At 72.8% G+C, this 1,998-nt stretch carries 3 protein-coding genes; all 3 read left to right on the top strand.

Features of this window, described 5'->3' with window-relative positions:
- Positions 1-873 (top strand): alanine racemase (alr, locus tag AC1DVT_RS19865; RefSeq protein ID WP_477391080.1); only part of this gene is annotated, 873 nt, incomplete at its 5' end.
- A complete protein-coding gene (gene tsaE, locus AC1DVT_RS19860) occupies positions 870-1,373 on the top strand; it encodes a tRNA (adenosine(37)-N6)-threonylcarbamoyltransferase complex ATPase subunit type 1 TsaE (protein ID WP_477391078.1) in 504 nt (167 codons plus the stop codon). The genes alr and tsaE, both read left to right, overlap by 4 nt.
- A gap of 144 nt (positions 1,374-1,517) precedes the next feature.
- Positions 1,518-1,998, top strand: a 481-nt coding sequence (gene tsaB, locus AC1DVT_RS19855) for a tRNA (adenosine(37)-N6)-threonylcarbamoyltransferase complex dimerization subunit type 1 TsaB (RefSeq protein ID WP_477391076.1), incomplete at its 3' end; no start/stop codon positions are given.

The raw sequence follows: 1,998 nt of genomic DNA, 5'->3' as shown, positions 1-1,998 counted from the left end.
TGGCTGCACGCCCCCGGGACCTCGTTCTACGAGGCCGCCTCCCTCGGGATCGAGCTCGGCATCTCGAGCTTCGAGCAGCTGCTGCAGGCTGCGGCCGCGGCATCCGTCGATCGCCCAGTTGGTGTGCACCTCAAACTCGAGACCGGCCTCGGCCGCAACGGCATCGCCCCCGAAGACCGCGCCGTGATCTTCGCCGAGGCCGCGCGCCTCGAGCGCATCGGCAAGCTGCGCGTGATCGGGATCTTCAGCCACCTCTCGAACACCTCGGCGGAGGACGACCGCGCGGGCCTGCAGGCCTTTCAAGAGGGACTGGCGGATGCCGCGACCGCAGGTCTCGCGCCGCGCCTGCGGCACCTCGCCGCGAGTCATGCGGCCATCGCCCTGCCCGAGGCGCGGCTGGGCTGCGTGCGCCTCGGCATCTCGATGTACGGGCTGTCGCCGTTCGATGATCGCGACGCCGGCGACCTCGGGCTGCGCCCCGCGATGACGCTGCGGGCGTCGGTGGCGGCGGTGCGGCGCGTGCGCCCGGGCCACGGCGTCTCGTACGGCTACGAGTACCGCACCGACCGCGAGACGACCCTCGCGCTCATCCCGCTCGGGTATGCCGACGGGGTGCCGCGCAGCGCGTCCGGCGCCGGACCCGTGACGATCGGCGGCACGCGGATCACCGTTGCGGGGCGGATCGCGATGGACCAGTTCGTCGTCGACGTCCGCGACCACCCCGTGATGGTCGGCGACGAGGCGGTCCTGTTCGGCGATCCGACGCTCGGCGCGCCGTCGGCCGACGAGTGGGCGGACGCTGCCGGGACCATCAACTACGAGATCGTCACGCGCATCGGGCCGCGCGTCCCGCGGCGGCAGGTGTCGGGGTGAGTGGTCTGGACGCACTCGTCGGGCGCTACGAGATCCCCACGCCCGACGACATGGAGGCGTTCGGCGAGCGAATCGGACGGATGCTGCGCCCCGGCGACGTCGTCGTGCTCACCGGTCCGCTCGGGGCGGGCAAGACGACGCTCACACGGGGCATCGCCGCCGGGCTCGGCGTGCGCGGACCCGTGCAGAGCCCGACGTTCGTCATCGCGCGGACGCATCCGTCCCTCGTGGGCGGCACGCCGCTCGTACATGTGGACGCGTACCGGCTGGGTTCGGCGCTCGAGCTCGACGACCTCGACATCGACGTGGCGGGATCCGCGATCGTCGTGGAGTGGGGCCGCGGGATGGTCGAAGGCCTCGCCGACGCGTGGTGGGAGGTCGAGCTCGACCGCGAGTGGCACGGGCGGGGGCTCGACACGGCCTGCGGCCCGACCTCGCGGGCCGTTGAGGAGCTCGACGCCGACACCCCGCGGGTCGTCACGGTGGCCCGGCGGCCGTAGGGTTCCGGGCTTGCTCTCGCGCCCACCCCACGTCGAGCCGATACGTTCCCGTCCAGCCGATACGGCGGCCACCGTGGGGACCGTCCCGGCTCGTCAGGAACGTATCGGCTCGTGGGGTCGATGGGGGTTGATTACCCTGGGATGGTGATCCTCGGCATCGACACCTCCCTCGGCACGGCCGTCGCGATCGTCGAGCTTGACGGAATCGTCCGCGCCGAGGCATCCAGCACGAATCCCCTCGGCCATGCCGAAGCAATCGGAACGCTCATCGTGCAGGCGCTCGCCGAGGCCGGCATCGCCTCGTCTGAGATCACGCATGTCGCCGCGGGCATGGGTCCTGGTCCGTTCACGGGGCTGCGGGTCGGCATCGCCGCGGCGCGGGCGTTCGCGCTGGGCCGCGGCATCCCGGTCATCCCGGTCGCGAGCCACGACGCCGTCGCGCTGGGCCTCCTGATCGCCGACCTCGTCGACGGGGGATGGGATGCCGAGACCACCCGTTTCGCCGTCGTCACCGATGCGCGGCGCCGGGAGTTCGCGTACACCGCCTACGACGGGATCGACGACGACGGCCTGCCGGTGCGGGCGACCGAGCCGGCGCTCGTGCCGCGGGACGGGCTCGGCGCCG

The sequence above is a fragment of the Microbacterium sp. P2_F9 genome (assembly GCF_056403635.1).
Note: the sequence above shows the minus strand (reverse complement) of the source record. Positions and strands in the feature narration are given on the sequence as shown.